The following is a 17558-nucleotide window of genomic DNA, read 5'->3' on the forward strand; positions in this document are numbered from 1 at the left end:
GGTGAACTCCTCAGAGCATATTCCCAAGCCGATTCCCGTTTAGGCTGGCAGGATGAACCACCTGCGGTTCCGGTCCCTCGATCAGCCGCTCGTACTCCTGCTCCGGCACGCCGTAGCAGCCGCCTGCAATCTCGATCAGCTTGTTGCGATCCGTAATGCGGACGTTGCCGCGTGTCGATTTAATGGCGTGCATGCCTTCGAGAATGTGCAGTTCATCGGTGACGCCTGCCCGCCTGACGCCCAGCATCAGCGCCAGGAATTCGTGGGTCAGTGGCAGATCATTGCCGTCTATGCGGTCGTGACACATGAGCAGCCAGCGGGCCAGCCGCTGATGCATGTTGAACTTTGCCGCAGCCAGCGCGCTGTGGGCAAGCTGCAGCTCGCAGGTATGCACATAACGCAGCAGCAATTGCCGCACGCAGGGGTGCTCGAGGACCGAAAGAAAATCCTCGGTGGCCACCTGAAGCCCGAAGCCCGCCACCTGCATGAAGGCTTTGTTCGGCGTTTGGTCGACGCCGAGGACGACAGGGTAGCCGGCGATGCCCTCGCGGCCGACATGACGGATTTCAACGCTTTTGCCGTCGGCGCTTTCCGCAACCATCGAGGCGAGGCCGCTTTCAAGAAAACAGACATGCTCGATCGGCTTGTGCGGCAGCACGAGCGGATGGTTGACGGGAAGATCGACAGGTTGGAGAAGCGGCGCGAGAAGCTCGAAGGCATCCCTCGGAAACCGGCGCAACAGTCTGTTCTTCACTCCGCTCTGGACCATCATTGTCATGATCTTACACCGCCTACTGAATGCCCAACGCGAGGTTAATCCTATGGTTCAACCGATTTAACAGTCTGTGCGGTTTTGACAATTGAAACGGCTCATCAGGCGTCTGCGCCGGAGGCGCCAAAGCACGCTCGATCGTTCGGATTCGCATCCTCGCGCTTCAGCTCTTCATTCGGATTACGTCGGTCGCAAAAGGGGCGCACATCTTCGCGCGACATGCATTAGTCCAAGTGAATAGCCGACCGGAAGGGAACTGTCGCAACCAACGCGCCGTCTTCCGTCATGATCTCGAAGGCGCCGCCGTTCGCCGGATCGCCGGTACGGATCCTCTCCGCCACGATTTCGCGGGCGGCAGCGGTTGCTTCCTCGCATGCAAGCTCAGGTGAGGCCAGGTCAATGCCTTCCGGATCTTCCTCGAAGACATCGTTCCGGCGGACATGGAAAAAATACTTCGGCATGATTTTCCTCCGTCAAAGAGATTCCCCCAAACCGCGCGCAAGGCCAGTTGTTCCCCGATCTTCGATTGAACTCCATGCCAAAGTGCCGAGTGCAGAAAAAAGCCCCACCGAGGCGGGGCGAGTTGGGGTTCTTGGGAGGAATGGTGGGCCGCACGGAGGTATCGAAGTGCATGGTTGTGAAACCTGCCCTCCACACGACCCGGCGCCCCTTACGCTTGCGGGAGGCTCTTGTTCCCTGGCCGACGGAATATTCTCATCAATCGTTGCGCTGAACGCGGGTTCCACATGGTCGAAAGCGGTATTCTTTCCTCCATCCTTGCCGCGCGGCAAAGCTGATAGTGGGTTAATTTCGGAACATGTCATCGCTAAATTTTAGAGTTCGCTAATGAACAAATCGGCGGCATTCAGGTTCTCCTTTCGAAAGGAGATCGACATGAAGAGCATGAACAATCGCCAGGTTCGCATTCCCGGTCCGCGAGAGCACGATGTTGCGGAGCACTGCCGCAAGTTCGGCATCGGCCCGACGGAGGAGAAGAAGCTGAAGAAACTGCTTGGATCCAAGGCGCCGCTGCATGAGATCCAAGCCAACGCGCCGCCGCGCCAGCCAAGGTGGCGTTAGTCGGGAGACGTTCGAAGCGGTTTCCCCGGGAATTGCATAATACAAAAGATGAGAGCGATTCAGTCCATGAAAGCTGAATCGCTCTCTTTCGTGCAGAGGTCGCGAAAAGCGGCGCGTATGAGCGTTTCACGCCGCGTTACGGCTTTGATTCAAAGATTGAGCGAGACGATGAAGCGTCGGGGAAGGCGTAGGACAAGGCCCTTATTGCCTGGATTTCTGAATATCGATGGAGTTTAAGATTTGGGCCGACTGCTCGGCTGGCTCCGCTTCGATCCGCTGAAAGCCCCGCGCCGGCGGGGTTTTTCGTCGGCGTTCGGATGTGGCTGTCGATCTTCACATGCCGATCGGCGTGACGGTCGCAGTCGTGCCGGGCAGGGGGCAAATGAGCCTTCGGCGGATTTTCGGGATCGCGTTGCCGTCGCTCTGCCTGGAACTTCAGGCAATATGAGGGGTTTTGCCGGCGGATCGCGCGGCAGGTCTCGTCTCCTGTACCACTGCTACCCCTGCAGTTGCTGCGCGGTCCACTGATGCAAACGACTCACGGAAGGCTTACTCGCGGCTCTTGACAGCGGGCGAAGCCACGCTTGTCGTCCGTCACCTGCAACGCTCAAGAAGGCACTGTTGCGCGCCCGCACAGCCTATCAATGCCGTGGTTGCCGCGACAGCATCAGGATGTAATCGTCTGCGATATCGGCAACCACCATGGCGGCTTCCGCGGCCGTGTATCCCCTGCCGACGGCGTCGCTGACGATCTTCATCACGGCAGGTTCAAGCGCTTCGCGGCAATCGGACAGGCTCTCGACATGCGGGCATTTTGGACGAAATTCCAAGACGTTATTCATGGCACACCCTCCATTTGATTGAGCTCGAGCCCTGTGAAGGCAAGCCGGCCTCTCCCAGAAAGGCGGGCCACGGTTCCGGCGAGCTGCTTCAGGAACCAGAAGCGTTATCGTGAAGCTACGATGGCATAGGAGCGGATGTATTCAAGCGCATGCTGATATTAAGGTAAGCCAGTAGGGTTAATTCGTCCACCGATGTTGCATCGTGGCATCGCCGACAGAGGGAAAGCCGGCAGTCGCGAATACAATGTCATCCGAACGTTGCAGCGGTATTAGGATGACGACATGCATGAGCGCCTGCCAGACCATGTTCTGCCTTAGGCGCTGATGCGCCGGCCGGCCTTGTCCGCCTCTTTGCGATTGGCGCCGTGTTTTTCGATTATGTCCCGGGCATCCTCGTTGGAAATACGGTGTTTCTTCGCGAAATAGATGACGTCGTAGGGTCCGTCAGCCACGGCCGCTTTGGCGGGCTGGACCTTTTTGCTTGTATCATTGGTCATGATTTTTCCTTTCAGGGCAAAGTTGCGCCGGACATCAGCTGATGTCGCCGCGCGTCAGCACCAGAACAGGATGATTTTCGGCCGGGTCGGCTCTGAAATCGGAATCCTGTTTCAATTAAAGAGTTAGAGCATGATGTCGTCCGAAAACCGCTCACGCTTTTCGGCATCAAGCTCTGTAGGGTCCGGAACGAGTCAAGCCGGCATAGGTCGAAGAATTGGCTTCGCGCGGTTTTATCGATGCGCTCGGGCCGTCATATGTTTTTCCCAGATCTGCGTTGCCTGGGCTGCCGTGCCGGTCTTGTGGAATCGCAGCAGGTGCAGTCCTTCGTTCCGTCGTTTTTCGTTAAAGGCGCTGTTTTCGTAGTCGGTGCCTTCGACAATGCTCTCACTTTGAAGAACGGCCTTCAACTCCTGCACATAGTGTCCGGTGATGTTGAAAAGTGCTTCATTCTCAGGTGCGTCTGTCATCGTTTTCCCTATGAGTGGTCGCGTGGCATTGAACGCAGTGTTGCGGTTCAGCTGGCCACGTTGGTGGATGCATCAAGCAATCCGCGCCCCTATGGGAAAGGCTGGTATCGGACAGCGTTTAGCTGGAGGTGTCTGTCTGGAGTTCCATATATCATGCAGCAGCGCACCCTGGCCAATCAAGGATTAAGGCGCGGCGAGTCTGAACGCTCGCATGTTAAACTACTTGCCTCCCCGATACCACCTCAATCGAAATGCCGAAGAATATGGAGGGAGCAGGGCTGTCTTCGCTTTCCGAGTTTAAGGCAAGCGATCCCGGTTCCCACCAAAACGGTTGTTTCTGCAGGAGAGACCAGGCGTGGAGGCGTTCGTCATGCCGAGCCGGCGTATCGGTCAGCTCATCATAGGTGCCCTGAACAAGCACGCTCTTCCATGTTCGGTTTTCGCCGAATTCCTCAACCTGAACACAGGCGGGTGAATGGGCCCGCAATAGATCAATCTTCAGGCCCGGCATGGAAAATACGAAAAGCCGGTCTTTGTCAAAAGCATACTGAATGGGAACGATGTAGGGATATTTTTCGCCGAGGCATGCCAAGTGGCCACGGGTGTGGCTTGCCAGAAAGGCGAGGCAATCTTGTTCACCCATTTCTCGCAGTTGCATCGCGTTATCCAATTCCGTCAGCGTTCAGCCCTTTGTTTGATAGGCAGCAGAGCGTCTTAGCTCGCCGCGACAGCCTTGCAGCGCCTACCAGAACACATCGTTGAGAATGATATAGACGATAAAGGCCAGACAGATTGCTGGTGTCGATTTCACCAGGAAGTCGATATACCGGAACCTGCCGATATGCTGAGCCAGGCGTTTCCACGAATGGATGTTTACCGTGGAAGACATGATGCCCTCCTTTGGTTGGGGCCGGGTAACTCTGATTACCCCGGGAAGCAGCACCCGTTCAAAAACTGCCACTACACCAAATATGGGCGCCAAACATCTGCGCTACAAGGCGTGGCGGATTGCCGGTCCGGCCGAGAGATCCCGCTGTTGTGTACGATCGCAAAGGGCGGCGCGGAGGTGCCAGGATTACTGGGCACGTCCATAGAGGATTGCGCTTCTACCTCAACCATCGCTTCGATCAGTTTCAGCCGATCGAGCTTCCGCCGTTGATCGTCGTAGAGCCTGCTGAGCAGCGCATAGGCCGGCCCGGAGGGTCTGCCTTTGCGCAATAGTTTCCTGATCACCATTTCCTGATCGGCAACGCGATGCGCCGCCTTCACGATATGGCGACGCGCCAGCTTCAGGTCCTTGGGGCGGTATCGTGTGGAAACCATATGTTTGCTCTCCCTGTCTCATCCGGCAGTAGCAGGATGGTGGCCATTTCAGTTCACCGGCCGCATGCCTTCCAGCGATCAGCGAAAATCTGCAGCCGTGAGCGTGAAGTTGTTTCCGCGTCGATGCTGATAGGCTCTCGATGCGGCCTCCTGAATGGCAGAGCGCGCCGCATCAAAGGCATTGAGATAGGCGGCCTCGGAGGAGTTCTGGGTGATCGCGCTGCCGAGGGCTGCTTCTTCGACCAGAAACCGGACTTCGAACATGCCGTCATAGCCGGTGAAGCGGACGCCTTTTCTCGCTTCGTCGAAGCTGCGGCTTCTGTTGGGGAAAATAAGTGCCATTGCGGTTTTCCTTGGAAGTGGGCGCGGCCGATCTGCGGAACTCGGGCACCGGTTGTGATGATGGATGCACGAGGGAGCGAGTAGCTTGACGCCGGATGTCCAGCGATCAGCCTGCCTGCATGTTGGGGCGTCGGCAGATCTCAGTGGATGGTCTGCACGATAACCCGGTTTTCAAGCAAGGCTTCCGATGTCTTGATCAAGCGCATCGTACCCGTGATAACCTCATCGGAATAGAGCGAATCCGCACGGGAAATTTCGTCCGTCATATCGCGGAGAACTTTGTTGATCTCCAGCAGAGGCGGCACGAATTCCACCAATCCGGCGGCTGCCAGCCCGTGCGTCAGGCGCGCGATCGCCTCTCTGAGGTGATCGACCAGCGCACGCCTTTCCACCGGCAGTGCCGACGGCTTTGTGAGGGTCGCTTCATCGTTGAACTGCATGATGCGAATCCTCCTATAGCTAAAATGGGTTCCGCCACGCCATTATCAATGGCCGCCGCGAATGAGGTTGCGGTCAGCCGGCAATAAGCGCAAGCTAATTTATCGGCGGGCACGATACGGGCACCGCTGCTTGGGGCGCGCCACTGAACCCTAGCCCCAACGAAGGAGGACGTCATGTCTTCCACGTCAGATCAGTTTTTCGGTGTCGACAATTTGAGAATGCTCGATCGTATTCTGCGAAAGGCCGGCTTTCGCGGCGGCGAAACCCACGCGGCCGATGAGGGTGAGATCACCGCCACAAGTTTCCTCATTGATTGCTTCCAGATGGGGATCGTCGATGAGGCCGCGTTGAAATCGGCGCTGAAAATGTATCTCGCGACACAGTTGAAATCAGGCCCGCTGCCGCAGGCAATGGAAGACGCCTCCTTTGCCCGATGGCAGGATGACGGCGGCGCCCCGGCGAAAGCCTATCGGATCGCGCGGTATACGGCGTCCGGGCGTGCGGACGCACCGCTGCGGCCGCCAGCCTACCGCTTTCCCAAAACCAGGCTGCCTGAACGATTGTCCGAGATCCCGTGAACGTCCTGCTACGATGTCGCCGGCACCCCCCGATCGATCGTCGCGATGACATGACGAACAAGGAAGAAGACATGTCTGGGATTCACGCAGTTCAAAAGGACAGGGCCAGGAAAAGCAAGATCATCGCCTTCTTGCGGAAAATCGTAACCTTAAGCCCGACTGCAGACGATCTCATAGCGCAGGCGCGTCAAGCGCGGTTGTCGTCAGCGGAGGAGGGGATCGATAACGCCGCCTATGGTCTGGCGCGTCCACACAAAGGTCCGTTCGATAACGCGACGGCATTCAGTGCTTCCACCTACGACCATGATCTCCCGACGCAGCAGCAATTGGAGGCGGCGCAACGCAGCCACTCCGATGCGGTAAAGCAGCAAGAGGCAAACCGCCAAACAGGCAAATTTCGTAGGCGTGCAAAGCGGACGAAGCTGAAATATCCCTGAGCAGCAGATAGAGGGGCGGACGGCGCCCTGTAGATTTTTGCCGCCTGAGCGGTGCTTGGCTTCAAGGTCTCTCCGCTCCGGTCCATCGAAAAGCCCGCGTCAGGCAGGCTTTTCCTGTTTGCAGCAACAGCTCAGACTACCGTCATGCCGCCCCAAACGGCACGGCGACGAAGGTCTTGTTGCCGTCGCGTTCGACGAGCAGCAGCACCGAGCTGCGGCCGGCCTTGCCGGCGTCTGCAATCGCGGTCTTGACGTCGCGGGCATTGTGGACCGGTCTGTCATTCACCGAGACTATGACGTCGCCCGACTGGATACCGGCGGCAGCCGCCGACTTGTCCGGGGCGACCTTGGCGACCACAGCACCGCTGATCGAGCGCGGCAGGTTGAGCTCTTGGCGCACGTCGGGCGTCAGATCGGCAAGGCCGATGCCGAGGCTCGGCTGGCCGGTGCTCTGGCCTTGGGTGTCCGGGCTTTCGGCCGCTGCCTGCTTCTGGCCTTCCTCATTGGTGCCGACGGTGACGTTGAGATCGATCGTCTTGCCGTCGCGCCAGACGCTGAGGGATTTTTTGGCGCCCGGCGAAAGGTCGGCGACCAGCCGCGACAGGTCCTTCGGCGTCTTGACGCTCTCGCCCCCGACGGAGGTGACGATATCGCCGGGCTTCAGGCCGGCATGCGCGGCTGGCGTATCGGCGGTGACGGCGGCAACCAGCGCCCCGCCGGTCTTATCGAGACCGACGGCATCGGCGACATCCTTGGTGACCGGCTGGATCTGCACGCCGAGATAGCCGTGATCGATCGAGCCGTCCTTCTGCAGCTTGGCGACGATCGCCTTGGCCTCGTCGGAGGGAATGGCGAAACCGACACCGACGCTGCCGCCGTTCGGCGAATAGATGGCGGTGTTGATGCCGACGACATTGCCGTTGCGGTCGACCAGCGGACCGCCGGAATTGCCATGGTTGATCGGCGCGTCGATCTGGATGAAATCGTCATAGGGCCCGCTATGCAGGTCGCGGCCGCGTGCCGAGACGATGCCTGCCGTCACCGTGGTGCCGATGCCGAAGGGGTTGCCGATCGCCAGAATCTGGTCGCCGAGCTTCAGCCTGTCGGAATCGCCCCAGGCGATGGTCTGCAGCGGCTTGCCCGCCTCTATCTTCAACACGGCGACATCGGATTTCGGATCGGTGCCGATCAGCTTGGCCGGCAGCTCGGTGCCGTCATCCAGCGTCACCTTGATGTCGACGGCATTGTCGATGACATGGTTGTTGGTGACGATAACCCCGTCGGGGCTGATGATGAAGCCGGAGCCGAGCGCCATCGCCTGCTGCGAAGGCCGCTTTTGCGGTGCCTGGCGCGGCAGCGGGATGCCCTGATCCTCGAAGAACTGGCGGAACTGCTCGTCCATCGGCGACTCCTGCTCTCCGGCGCTGACATCGGTCGCCTTCATTGTCGTGGTGATGGTGACGACGGCAGGCTTGTCGGCATCGACGATGGACGCGAAGGAGCCGCTCGGCGCGAGAATGCCGCCGGTATCAAAGGGCGCTGCAACGGCATTGGAGGCGTTGATGGCGAAGGGCAGGCAGGCTGCGCCGGCGATGATGGCGGCCCCGACAAGGGCTGTGGTGCGATGGTTGCGGAGGATGTGTGACATGGTGGTGATCCCTTGGGCGGGTCCCTTGCGAGAGCGTTGGCTTGGATGGCGTCGTGGTTCCATGTCCTGGGACCTGGCGTCGGATGGCGTTTGGCGCCAATTCCTCCTGGGAACACGCAGTCGTCGAGGGCGGTGGCCGGGGGAAGAGAAGAATTGGCGCTCGGGATTCATATGATCCCACTACAAATTAAAGTTTGATCATGTTTATATTGCCGATTTGTAAGATATGACTGGAATTTAATCTTCACTCCCGATGTGTTCCGGCCGACTGCCCCGCTTCAGAAATTCCGGCCTGGTCTTGCCTCGTTTCGCGTCCTTCGCGATGTTTTCATTCGAAAATAAATGGACTTATTCCCGAAGGCAGTGATCCGATTGCCGCATGCGCCCGTAATTTGCCGAAAGACGATCCTGCTGCTGTTTCCGGAAATTGTAGTCTCGGATCCTGTTGCGAATATAAAATGTTAGTAGACTCTAAATTATTTCTTCTTCAGAAAGTAAAGATCGCGAATCGAGAGCTAGCGAGTCTCGCGGGCGACATACAATGGGGCGGTGAGGACGACAGTGGAGCGGGGGCGGAAGGCCAGGCGCGGCGCGCATGTGAAGTTGAGCGATGTGGCGAAAAAGGTTGGGGTCAGCCCCATCACCATTTCGCGCGCGCTTCGCAATCCTGAAATCGTCTCGGAGGATTTGCGCGAGGTTATTCTGCGCACGGTAGACGAGATGGGGTATATCCCCAATCTTGCCGCCCGGGCGCTGGCCGGCCGCCACAACGGCACCGTCGGCGTCATCACGCCCGCTTTGCACCGGCCCGCCTTTGCAGGCCTGATGATCGGCATCGAGGATCGATTGCGCGCCACCGAATTCGGTGTGCAATATTCCAACACGCTCCACCATGCGGATCGGGAGGCCGGCCAGCTGAAATCCTTCCTGATGCAGAAGCCGGCCGGCGTCATCATTGCCGGTGCCGAATCCTATGATGGTCTTCTGCCGCTGATCGAGAACGCCGCCTGTCCGATCGCCCATATCACCGATCTCAGCCAGGAGCCGGAAAGGCTGGTCGTCGGCCTTGATCATCATGCGGCAGGCGCCGAACCCACCCGTTTCCTGCTGTCGAGGGGCTATGAGAGGATCGCCTTCATCGGCGGCAGCACGGATCTTCGCTCGCGCCGCCGCAGGGAGGGCTATGAAGCCGCGATGCGCGAAGCCGGCCGTTTCGATCCCGAACTTGCCATCGGCGCGGATGCGGCAGGCACCACCGGTCTCGGAAGGGAATTGTTGACCCGCCTGTTGCAGCGCGTGCCTGATGTCGATGCCGTCTTTGCCCAGAACGACGAACTGGCGCTCGGTGTGCTCATCGAATGCGGCGTGCGCGGCATCCGCGTGCCGGAGGACTTCGGCATCTGCGGCTTCAACGATCTGGAATTCTCGGCCTTCACCGAGCCTTCGCTGACGACGGTCCACATACCACGCTACGATATCGGCTACCGCGTCGCCGACATGCTGCTGCGCGCCGTCCGCGACGAGTCGCCCGGCGAAGACAAGGTCGATTGCGGATTCTCCATCATCCCGCGCGGCTCGACGCGCTAGCGCGGCGCGACGCGGTAGGCTGGCATGATCTGCCGAATGAAATTGGACCGGCCTGTCGTATGCTCGAACTAGGCACGTTCCAGTTTATTGCCTATATGGAATGAATGACGATCACTGTGCTGAAAAATGGATAGTGCAGGGCTGTCTCTCGACAGAATGCGCACCTTTATTCGCGTCGCCGAACGCGGCAATCTGTCGATGGTCGCCAGAGAGTTGGGTGTCGGTCAATCCACAGTGACACGGCACCTCAATGAGCTTGAGGAGGCTGTCGGCGTACCGCTTCTCAGCCGAACCACGCGTCGCGTCACCCTCACCGACGAGGGCAGCCGCTATTATACCAACTGCCTGCAGATATTGCGCCTGGTCGAACAGGCTGCTGAAGAAGCCAGAAATGCCCGTCAGGCCCCCGCGGGCGCTGTTCGGCTTTCCTGTACGGCAGCGCTCGGTGTGATGCACATCACGCGCCTGATCTTTGATTTCCAGGACAAGCATCCGAACATCCGGGTCGACCTCAACCTGACGGACGAGCGGATCGACCTGGTTCGCGAAGGCGTCGATGTCGCACTCCGTCTTGGGCCTCTCGCCGACAGTGCGATGAGACTTCATGCGCTCGGAGAAAGCCATCGGCTGTTGGTGGGCGCTCCGGCCTATTTGTCCGCCCACGGACGGCCGGAGTGCCCCGCCGATTTGTCACGCTACGAAACCGTCATAATGTCCAATGTGGCAGGCAGCGATCAGCTTGTTCTTTCCTCTCCCGATGGCACAAGCCTGATGATCCCGGTGAGCGGCAAGCTGCGTGTCGATCACGGGCTTGCGGCGCGCAGAGCCCTTGCCGCCGGACGCGGCATTGGTCCCGCACACCTCTGGTTGGTTCACGATCTTCTGGACGACGGGCAGCTCGAGGTCTTGCTTGGCGACTATCGTCCCGCACCGGTTCCGGTGAGTTTGCTGATCGTTCCAGAGCGTGCCGCCATTGCCCGCGTTCGGCTTCTGGTCGACTTTCTTGTCGCCGAGGTTTCCAAATTGCCGGGAATCCGGCCATCGTGATTTAAAGCTCGTCGCGCAAAACTGTGCAGCGGTTCGAAAGATCGCGACGCGCTTTAGAATCCAAAAGATTGTTTATCGCCACGCCACCCCGTCTTCCGCAGATACTGCTCCCAGTTGAGCGTGTCGGGGTGCACGCCACGGCTCCATTCGAGGTCATGCTCCTTGCCGAAATATCCATACTCGACAGCATATTCGACCATCCCGAGAATCTCTCGAACGAGAAGTTCGTTGGCGGCAAACTCTGGAAAATAGCGCAACAGGCCATCCCTGGTGAAAGCGTTTCGATACTCGGCCTTGAGCCCGGTCACACGCTGAAAGGTTTCGACCATCTCCCGCGGAGAAATGATATCCCCGACGATCGGCAGCGTTTTGCCGTTGTAGCGCTCGGGGTTTGAGAAAATTTCGAGCACGACCGGCCCGGTCGCCGTCAGCGGATCGACAAAAGGCGCTCGGAAATCTTCAGGAAGATAAACCGGCAGAAGGAGCGTATCGCCCTCCATGCGCGGCACATAATATTCGAGAAGATTGGTGTAGAAGAACGCCAGCATGACGAAGGAATGAGAAATAGGCAGGCCGCGAATATGGTCGGCAACGCGCGCCTTGTCGGTGAAATGCGGCGCATACTTCGTCCCGCCGGTGATCTTGTCGACATTCTCCAGCGTGCTGAAAACAATATGCCCGACGCCGGCCTCCACGGCGGCATCCGCCAGTTGCCGGCCGAGCGGAGCCTCGATTGTCTCCGGCGGGGCGATCGGCGGTGTCATCAAAAAAGCGCCGTTCGCGCCATTGAATGCAGCAACAAAATCCTTCTGAAGACCAAGTTCGAGAGGAACGGTGACGATCTCAGCGCCGAGTTTCTCGAGGCGTAAAGCTTCAGGCGAATCCTTTTTCCGGGTGAGAGCCCGCACCCGGAACCGTTGGCTCTGAACGAGTGCCGCTGCGACGCTGCGCCCCTGTTTGCTCGTTGCGCCGGCAATCGCGATCAGTGGCTTTTCATCTGCAGACATAGAGCTTTAAACCTTTCCCTGTCATTGACGCCGACTGCGGTGCCAGGCGTTATTTTGCGGGAGAGCGGTCGGCCTGTGCCGAGGGCCCACTCGATGGCGGGCACCCTATCGCAACAGGTTCTATGGCTGTAGATCTCCGAAATACATAACATAATGCCATTTTTCAGATAAATGGACACCAGCCCGGCCCGGATGCAATCGGTTCGCCATCCCTCGCGACGGCGCAAGTGTCGTTCTTGAAACCATTTCTCAGGTGCCGGCGTTGGCTCAGACATCTCTTCGCCAATGGCGGCTCTGATGGACTAAAGCTGAGAGCTACATTGCAAAGTTCACCCTGCCTCTGACCAATCAAGGAACGTCCGGATTTCATCTATTCGTGCGCCTTCGCACATCGGCCAAACGATATTCGGCGCCGATCTGCGAAATGGGCGTGAGGCAAGGATGACCGGTACTCGATCTCTGACAAATCGCATCACTTTTCACAAAGCCGTCGGCCGCCGGAATAGGGCTGATAAGTACAATCGGACGGCCGAAATGAGCGGTAACTGCGCGAACAGGCGGTGATATTACAGGATTGCGGTGCGCCTTGGCCATCGACTACTGCTTCGGTCGATCGCACTCCGTTCAGCGTCGGTTCGGTCGTTGCCTCACGCATGAAGTCCCGCCAGATATGCGCTGGCAGGTCGCCGCCCGTCACCCCCTTCATCGGCGCGTCATCATCATTGCCGACCCAGACACCGACGACGAGCGCGTCCGTGAATCCGACGAACCAGGCATCGCGATTGTTCTGGCTCGTGCCGGTCTTACCGGCCGCAAACGTGCCGGGATCTGCCCCACGTCCAGTGCCGCGCTCGACCACCAACTGCAGCAGGCCGAGGAGGTCGGACTGGTAGGGCGAAAGATCGACATTCGGTTTTGCTTGTGAGCCAACTCGAAACGTCTTGGGCTGCCCTGCCGCCTGGAAGTCGATGATGCCCCAGGGCCTGACGGGTGCTCTGCCGAGTTGGACGGACGCATAGGCGCTGGTGAGGTTAAGCAGATTTACTTCTGATGTGCCAAGCGCCAAAGATGGCGTGTTTGCCAGTGGCGCATCGATGCCGAGTTCACGCGCTGCGGCTATCACATTGTCCAGCCCTACCTCTTCGGCAAGCGCCACTGACGCGGCATTGAGCGATCGCGCGAACGCCTCGGCAAGCGTTACCCAGCCGCGATAATTGCCACCGGAATTTTCTGGCGACCAGCCATCGATGTCAATTGGCACGTCCGGAACCTGGTCAGACAAGGTGAGCCCAGCCTTCAATGCCGCGTAATAGACGAATAGCTTGAAGGTGGAACCCGGCTGGCGCATCGCAGTGACGGCGCGGTTGAACTGGCTTGCCTTGTAGTCGCGCCCGCCAACCATCGCAACGACCGCGCCGTCGGGCGTCATCGCAACCAAGGCGGCCTGCGATGCTCCGACTGTCTTTCCTTCACTGTCCAGGGTTCTTTTCACGACCCTTTCGGCGATCTGCTGCAACCGCGGCACCAGCGTGGTGCGCACCGTCGTCGAACCTGGCGAGGAGCCGGCGATTTCGCTTGCTTGCGGTGAGATCCAGTCGGCAAACCAGCTTCCGGAGCGCGGCGTGGGCGTCGTGGGTTGCAGCCTGGCAAAGCTCGTCTTGGCTTCCGCCGCCTGTGGCTCGGTGATTTTGCCATTGGCTGCCATCGCGTCGAGAACGACCAAGGTGCGCTGCCGGGCACCTTCGAAATTGTCGATGGGATTCCATTGGCTCGGCGCCCGCAGCAACCCCGCCAGCATCGCCGACTCCGGCAGGTTGAGTGCGCCGATGTCCTTGTTGAAATAGATGCGCGCGGCGGCAGGCATCCCGGTAGCGCCCGCGCCAAGATAAACGCTATTGAGATAGCGCGTCAGGATTTCCGCTTTGCCGAGCTTCCACTCCAGCCAGAAGGCGATGACGACCTCCTGTATCTTTCGTTTTATGGTTCGGTCGCTGTCGAGGTATTGCAGCTTGATGAGTTGCTGGGTGATCGTGCTGCCACCCTCCACCACCGAGCCAGCCTCCAAGTTCCGCAGAAGCGCTCTCCCGATGCCCCTGGGGTCGACGCCGAAATGATCCATGAACCGGCGATCCTCGATCGAAAGGACGGCATCGATCAGATGGGGCGGAAACTGGTCGTATCGCGCATATGGCCCTTGATAAGGTCCCAGTCTTACCAACGGCGCGCCGTCGGCGGTTTCCAGCACGACGACCGGCTTTAACGTTCCATCCCGGATTTCGCTCCAGGGCACGTCTTTCAGTGCCCACACCAGTACGCTTCCTATAAGGAGGCAGACAAGCAGGGCGAACCCGATGGCGAACTTCCGCCAGCCCGCAAAGAACGGAGCGCTTCGTCGACTTTCACGCGGGTTTGAACGCTGACCGCGCCCCACTTTGACCAAAGCACTCGTCATCCACTTGTGGGGAGCTGACGCGATCCCGGGTCGCGTCGACCTCAGCTTAATGCTCCAAGTCAAGGCGGCCGTCTTGATCTTTGCCAAAACAGAACTTGCCTGCAAATCTTGGCGCAGCGCGCGGAATAGAGTCCTGGCGGCCCGTCGAGTTTGGCCGAAGGATCCGTGGGGAGGTTGCGGGTCGTCGGCTTGGATGTTGTTTCCTGGTAAATCCGAGGCGGCCACTTTCGCTGGCGAATTTGGTGTCTGATTGCGACCCGAGTTCGAGCTGCTAACGCTTTCATCTGAGGATTCGGGAGAATCGGGCATCGATTACCGCAAAAAAGCCAACGCATAATGACCTTTATAGCTGGGTGATGCGGAGTGTTCCACCGCAAAGGCCGCACGGTTCCAAGGAGTTTCCGGGCTCGATGCCCTCGGGCGCAAGGCAACGGTCTGCAGGCCGAGGGCAAGGCCGACTTTTGGCTGGGCGTCGAGCGAGGCTTTCTTTGTCAATGCACGACTCGGGAAGCGACCGACATCAATTCCTCGGAATTCGGTGCCTGGAATGTCTGGAGCCCAGCCTCCAGAACTTCAGTGAAGCTCCAGCGTACGATTCCCTCCCGGTCGATTAGGAACTGACCGACAAGCTGCCCGTGGTCGGCAGTCATCATCTGCTGATCGGCTTCCGTCATCTGATATCCTTCCTTCTTGTTGAGAAAATCGTCCATTGCCATCACGCCCATAGGCTCGGGCAACTCGCCCGGAAGATCGATCCGTATCGCCATGGCCGTGTCGATCCCGACCTCGCGTAAGCCGAAGGCTTGGTGCGAAGCCCGTACCGGGTCGGAAGCAGCAAGAAGATCGGGTATCGGATGGTAACGGAAATAGAGCCGCGCGCGTTCGACCGGGGTGTTTACCACCGCCAGGGATTGGACGCCTTTCTCACGCAGCACCGGGTTGAGATATGCCATGGCCGCGACATGGCGCCGGCAGAACGGACAATGCAGGCCTCGAAACAAACCGATCAACAATGGACTGCGGCCACGAAAATCATCAAGTGCGATCTTCCCCTCGCGCGAGATCGCATCAAGCACGACGTTCGGGACCCGGTCGCCCGGTTGTAGCGGATGGTCGACAGAGCGCGTGGACATGGACAACCTCCTCGCTCGGGGATCAGTCGAGAAAAGGCGCCACGTCAGATGCTTCTAGGTCGAGATTGAGTGCTGCAAGGCCTGAGCTCTCGTTTTACCGCACCGCCAGGATCCGATCTAAGAATGGCCCCACATTGGCCCGCGGGCAAGCGGAAAACAGCGAATCGTTAATCGAAAAAGTCCGTTTTTTTGCGAACTCTGATTTTTTGCGGCCGTAGAGGCCGACACGGAAAATCGAGCTGGGGGACCTGCCATTTTGCGTTGAAGCAGCGTTGGGCTGCATAGCGGAAGTGAAACAGCATTGAGCGGCAAGATTCGGCCGGAAGCGGGCACGAAGCCCTATCTTGAAGTCTCAGTTCTGATCGGTTCTTTGGTGAGGGGCCAGTCTTGCTGGCCCCTGTCCCTTGTCAGATATCGCTTGCAGCGCTCGACCAGAGGTCGGCCGCTTCGGCGGCCGTCATGCGCCGTACCTCGGCCTCATGGCTGCGGCTGGCGAAGAGTTCGCTTGCCATGATCTGTTCGGCAAGATCGGCCGGGAGCGAGAGGATGACGCGGGCTTCGCCATTGTGCAGGCCGCCGAGCTCGGTACGCTTGCCGGTCACCATGCCGCCGGCGACCGTGTTGTTGGTCTCCGGATCGATCAGGATGAAGGAGCCGGAAAGCCGGTTCTGCTCATAGGGGTCGAAGATCGCCGCTTCGTCGAAGACGAGCCGGACTTTGCCGATGGCGTTCATGTAAAGCCGTTGCGCCGCATTCCAGGTGCCGGTCTTCAGTTCCAGCTGGCTGAGCGGCTGCACCTGGACTCGTTGGCGGCGGCTGCCGCTCTTCAGCCAGTAGCGTTTGCCGGGCTCGATACCCTCGGGCTGCAAGGCAACGATCTGCGCGTCGAAGGCAAGGCCGACCTGCGGCTGGGCGTCGATCGAGACGATCATGTCGCCGCGCGCCACATCCACCTGGCGGTCGAGCACCAGGGTGATCGCGTCGCCGGCAACGGCGGCGTTGCGGACGAGATCGAAGGTGACGATCTTGGAGACGTTGGCGACCATGCCCGACGGCAGGATCATGACGCTGTCGCCCGGCTTGACCGAGCCGCCGGCAACCGTGCCCTGATAGCCGCGGAAGCTTTCGCCCGGACGCGAGACGCGCTGGACGGAAAGGCGGAAGCCGACCGTCTGCGACGAGCGCACGGTGGCAAGTTCCAGCGTCTCCACCAGCGACGGGCCGGTATACCAGGGCATGGCGGCCTGGCCGGAATAGACGACGTTTTCGCCCTTCAGCGCCGACATTGGAATGGCGGTGATCTGCTTGACGCCGAGCGACAGCGCAAATTCCTTGAATTCATGCGTGATCTTGTCGAAGCCGGCGCGGTCGTAGCCCGTCAGATCGATCTTGTTGACGGCAAGCACGAACTGCTTGATCCCGAGCAGCGAGGCGATCGTGGCGTGACGGCGCGTCTGTTCCAGAATGCCGAGGCGCGCATCGACGAGCAGGATTGCGAGATCGGCGGTTGAGGCGCCGGTCGCCATGTTGCGGGTATATTGCTCATGACCGGGCGTGTCGGCGACGATGAAGGAGCGCTTGTCGGTCGAGAAATAGCGATAGGCGACATCGATGGTGATGCCCTGTTCGCGCTCGGCCTGCAGGCCGTCGAGCAGCAGCGCGAAGTCGGGCAGGCCGAGGTCGTTCTGCTTGCCGGTGGAATCGCGCTGCAGCGTGGCGGCCTGGTCTTCCTTGACTGCCTTGGTGTCCCAGAGCAGGCGGCCGATCAGGGTCGACTTGCCGTCATCGACGCTGCCGCAGGTGATGAGCCGCAGCGGCCTGGTATCGCGCAGGGCCTTGAGCGGCTCGGCGGCGGGCAGGTTGACGACGGTTGCGGCCGAGACGGCGGTTTGGGCTGCGGTCAT

General features: G+C 59.4%; 20 protein-coding genes. 5 read left to right on the plus strand and 15 right to left on the minus strand.

Annotation, left to right across the window (positions count from 1 at the left end):
* Positions 1–10 precede the first annotated feature (10 nt).
* Both HFO71_RS11075 and HFO71_RS11080 read right to left on the minus strand, forming a co-directional pair.
* Positions 11–778: a Crp/Fnr family transcriptional regulator gene (locus HFO71_RS11075; protein WP_131641541.1), complete on the minus strand. Its 768-nt coding sequence runs from the start codon at positions 776–778 to the stop codon at positions 11–13.
* A 218-nt stretch (positions 779–996) separates the two neighbouring features.
* A complete protein-coding gene (locus HFO71_RS11080; protein WP_025393683.1) occupies positions 997–1233 on the minus strand; it encodes a DUF6894 family protein in 237 nt (78 codons plus the stop codon).
* A gap of 433 nt (positions 1234–1666) precedes the next feature.
* On the opposite strand from HFO71_RS11080, the gene HFO71_RS11085 reads away from it, so the two are divergent.
* Complete coding sequence (locus HFO71_RS11085) at positions 1667–1852, plus strand: hypothetical protein (RefSeq protein ID WP_025393684.1); 186 nt, start codon at positions 1667–1669, stop codon at positions 1850–1852.
* Positions 1853–2493: 641 nt separating this feature from the next.
* On the opposite strand, the gene HFO71_RS11090 is transcribed toward HFO71_RS11085, so the two are convergent.
* The 8 genes from HFO71_RS11090 to HFO71_RS11125 all read right to left on the minus strand — a co-directional run bounded on the left by HFO71_RS11090 (position 2494) and on the right by HFO71_RS11125 (position 5764).
* On the minus strand, positions 2494–2694 hold the full coding sequence (locus HFO71_RS11090; RefSeq protein ID WP_131641540.1) for a hypothetical protein: 201 nt from the start codon (positions 2692–2694) through the stop codon (positions 2494–2496).
* 314 nt (positions 2695–3008) lie between these two features.
* Complete coding sequence (locus HFO71_RS11095; protein ID WP_077975832.1) at positions 3009–3191, minus strand: DUF3606 domain-containing protein; 183 nt, start codon at positions 3189–3191, stop codon at positions 3009–3011.
* A 231-nt stretch (positions 3192–3422) separates the two neighbouring features.
* A complete protein-coding gene (locus HFO71_RS11100) occupies positions 3423–3659 on the minus strand; it encodes a hypothetical protein (RefSeq protein WP_017959490.1) in 237 nt (78 codons plus the stop codon).
* Between the two features lie 214 nt (positions 3660–3873).
* The gene (locus HFO71_RS11105; protein ID WP_025393686.1) at positions 3874–4317 is read right to left on the minus strand and encodes a pyridoxamine 5'-phosphate oxidase family protein; all 444 of its coding nucleotides are present in this window, start codon (positions 4315–4317) and stop codon (positions 3874–3876) included.
* 84 nt (positions 4318–4401) lie between these two features.
* Positions 4402–4548, minus strand: coding sequence for a hypothetical protein (locus HFO71_RS11110; RefSeq protein ID WP_017959492.1), 147 nt, complete (start codon positions 4546–4548; stop codon positions 4402–4404).
* 71 nt (positions 4549–4619) lie between these two features.
* Positions 4620–4982: a hypothetical protein gene (locus HFO71_RS11115; RefSeq protein WP_077975834.1), complete on the minus strand. Its 363-nt coding sequence runs from the start codon at positions 4980–4982 to the stop codon at positions 4620–4622.
* A 78-nt stretch (positions 4983–5060) separates the two neighbouring features.
* Positions 5061–5324: a DUF1488 family protein gene (locus HFO71_RS11120; protein WP_012756525.1), complete on the minus strand. Its 264-nt coding sequence runs from the start codon at positions 5322–5324 to the stop codon at positions 5061–5063.
* Positions 5325–5464: 140 nt separating this feature from the next.
* Complete coding sequence (locus tag HFO71_RS11125; protein ID WP_011650973.1) at positions 5465–5764, minus strand: hypothetical protein; 300 nt, start codon at positions 5762–5764, stop codon at positions 5465–5467.
* A 174-nt stretch (positions 5765–5938) separates the two neighbouring features.
* Here HFO71_RS11125 and HFO71_RS11130 point away from each other — a divergent pair, with 174 nt between their 5' ends.
* Both HFO71_RS11130 and HFO71_RS11135 read left to right on the plus strand, forming a co-directional pair.
* Positions 5939–6343 (plus strand): hypothetical protein, encoded by a 405-nt coding sequence (locus HFO71_RS11130; RefSeq protein WP_131641539.1) that lies wholly within the window; start codon positions 5939–5941, stop codon positions 6341–6343.
* Positions 6344–6414: 71 nt separating this feature from the next.
* Positions 6415–6780: a hypothetical protein gene (locus HFO71_RS11135; RefSeq protein WP_221988167.1), complete on the plus strand. Its 366-nt coding sequence runs from the start codon at positions 6415–6417 to the stop codon at positions 6778–6780.
* Positions 6781–6922: 142 nt separating this feature from the next.
* On the opposite strand, the gene HFO71_RS11140 is transcribed toward HFO71_RS11135, so the two are convergent.
* Positions 6923–8428: a DegQ family serine endoprotease gene (locus tag HFO71_RS11140; protein WP_221985104.1), complete on the minus strand. Its 1506-nt coding sequence runs from the start codon at positions 8426–8428 to the stop codon at positions 6923–6925.
* 597 nt (positions 8429–9025) lie between these two features.
* On the opposite strand from HFO71_RS11140, the gene HFO71_RS11145 reads away from it, so the two are divergent.
* Both HFO71_RS11145 and HFO71_RS11150 read left to right on the plus strand, forming a co-directional pair.
* Positions 9026–10015: a LacI family DNA-binding transcriptional regulator gene (locus tag HFO71_RS11145; RefSeq protein ID WP_221985105.1), complete on the plus strand. Its 990-nt coding sequence runs from the start codon at positions 9026–9028 to the stop codon at positions 10013–10015.
* A gap of 126 nt (positions 10016–10141) precedes the next feature.
* Complete coding sequence (locus HFO71_RS11150) at positions 10142–11062, plus strand: LysR family transcriptional regulator (protein ID WP_221988090.1); 921 nt, start codon at positions 10142–10144, stop codon at positions 11060–11062.
* Between the two features lie 53 nt (positions 11063–11115).
* Here HFO71_RS11150 and HFO71_RS11155 read toward each other — a convergent pair whose 3' ends face one another.
* The 4 genes from HFO71_RS11155 to cysN form a co-directional block, all read right to left on the minus strand.
* Positions 11116–12069, minus strand: coding sequence for an NmrA/HSCARG family protein (locus HFO71_RS11155; protein WP_221988092.1), 954 nt, complete (start codon positions 12067–12069; stop codon positions 11116–11118).
* 472 nt (positions 12070–12541) lie between these two features.
* Complete coding sequence (locus HFO71_RS11160; protein WP_221988093.1) at positions 12542–14830, minus strand: PBP1A family penicillin-binding protein; 2289 nt, start codon at positions 14828–14830, stop codon at positions 12542–12544.
* A 182-nt stretch (positions 14831–15012) separates the two neighbouring features.
* A complete protein-coding gene (locus HFO71_RS11165) occupies positions 15013–15654 on the minus strand; it encodes a peroxiredoxin-like family protein (protein ID WP_221988094.1) in 642 nt (213 codons plus the stop codon).
* A 407-nt stretch (positions 15655–16061) separates the two neighbouring features.
* Positions 16062–17558 carry a sulfate adenylyltransferase subunit CysN gene (gene cysN / locus HFO71_RS11170; protein ID WP_025393708.1) on the minus strand — a complete coding sequence of 499 codons (1497 nt, stop codon included), beginning with the start codon at positions 17556–17558 and terminating at the stop codon, positions 16062–16064.

Source organism: Rhizobium laguerreae, assembly GCF_019778565.1.
In the GTDB taxonomy this organism is placed as follows: Bacteria; Pseudomonadota; Alphaproteobacteria; order Rhizobiales; family Rhizobiaceae; genus Rhizobium; species Rhizobium laguerreae.

Coding starts and splice junctions, on each gene's coding strand:
- HFO71_RS11075 (WP_131641541.1), bottom strand. CDS start 778: ATGACAATGATGGTCCAGAGCGGAGTGAAGAACAGACTGTTGCGCCGG.
- HFO71_RS11080 (WP_025393683.1), bottom strand. CDS start 1,233: ATGCCGAAGTATTTTTTCCATGTCCGCCGGAACGATGTCTTCGAGGAA.
- HFO71_RS11085 (WP_025393684.1), top strand. CDS start 1,667: ATGAAGAGCATGAACAATCGCCAGGTTCGCATTCCCGGTCCGCGAGAG.
- HFO71_RS11090 (WP_131641540.1), bottom strand. CDS start 2,694: ATGAATAACGTCTTGGAATTTCGTCCAAAATGCCCGCATGTCGAGAGC.
- HFO71_RS11095 (WP_077975832.1), bottom strand. CDS start 3,191: ATGACCAATGATACAAGCAAAAAGGTCCAGCCCGCCAAAGCGGCCGTG.
- HFO71_RS11100 (WP_017959490.1), bottom strand. CDS start 3,659: ATGACAGACGCACCTGAGAATGAAGCACTTTTCAACATCACCGGACAC.
- HFO71_RS11105 (WP_025393686.1), bottom strand. CDS start 4,317: ATGCAACTGCGAGAAATGGGTGAACAAGATTGCCTCGCCTTTCTGGCA.
- HFO71_RS11110 (WP_017959492.1), bottom strand. CDS start 4,548: ATGTCTTCCACGGTAAACATCCATTCGTGGAAACGCCTGGCTCAGCAT.
- HFO71_RS11115 (WP_077975834.1), bottom strand. CDS start 4,982: ATGGTTTCCACACGATACCGCCCCAAGGACCTGAAGCTGGCGCGTCGC.
- HFO71_RS11120 (WP_012756525.1), bottom strand. CDS start 5,324: ATGGCACTTATTTTCCCCAACAGAAGCCGCAGCTTCGACGAAGCGAGA.
- HFO71_RS11125 (WP_011650973.1), bottom strand. CDS start 5,764: ATGCAGTTCAACGATGAAGCGACCCTCACAAAGCCGTCGGCACTGCCG.
- HFO71_RS11130 (WP_131641539.1), top strand. CDS start 5,939: ATGTCTTCCACGTCAGATCAGTTTTTCGGTGTCGACAATTTGAGAATG.
- HFO71_RS11135 (WP_221988167.1), top strand. CDS start 6,415: ATGTCTGGGATTCACGCAGTTCAAAAGGACAGGGCCAGGAAAAGCAAG.
- HFO71_RS11140 (WP_221985104.1), bottom strand. CDS start 8,428: ATGTCACACATCCTCCGCAACCATCGCACCACAGCCCTTGTCGGGGCC.
- HFO71_RS11150 (WP_221988090.1), top strand. CDS start 10,142: ATGGATAGTGCAGGGCTGTCTCTCGACAGAATGCGCACCTTTATTCGC.
- HFO71_RS11155 (WP_221988092.1), bottom strand. CDS start 12,069: ATGTCTGCAGATGAAAAGCCACTGATCGCGATTGCCGGCGCAACGAGC.
- HFO71_RS11160 (WP_221988093.1), bottom strand. CDS start 14,830: ATGCCCGATTCTCCCGAATCCTCAGATGAAAGCGTTAGCAGCTCGAAC.
- HFO71_RS11165 (WP_221988094.1), bottom strand. CDS start 15,654: ATGTCCACGCGCTCTGTCGACCATCCGCTACAACCGGGCGACCGGGTC.
- cysN (WP_025393708.1), bottom strand. CDS start 17,558: ATGACCGCAGCCCAAACCGCCGTCTCGGCCGCAACCGTCGTCAACCTG.